Annotated in this window: 1 pseudogene; it reads left to right on the top strand. The window is 56.7% G+C overall.

Features of this window, described 5'->3' with window-relative positions:
• A pseudogene (locus NCT04_RS34375) lies at window positions 1–233 on the top strand (hypothetical protein); the annotation flags it as partial.

Here is a 233-nt window from a genome sequence, read left to right on the forward strand (position 1 = left end):
CTCTCGCCCGTTCTCGACCTGTACAACGCCGAGGTTATCGCTTTCGAGATAGCCCGACGACCTCTGTTCGACATGGTTGGGACCATGCTCAAGAGAGCGTTCGCGCGCCTCGGACCGAACGACAGACCCATACTCCACTCGGATCAAGGCTGGCAAGGCGGATTCAACCGGTCGTCGCAACACTGGATTGTTGAACAGATTTTAGGTATTCGTCCAGAGCTTCTGCAGGCGTC

This window comes from Caballeronia sp. GAFFF2 (assembly GCF_023631485.1).
Taxonomy (GTDB): domain Bacteria; phylum Pseudomonadota; class Gammaproteobacteria; order Burkholderiales; family Burkholderiaceae; genus Caballeronia.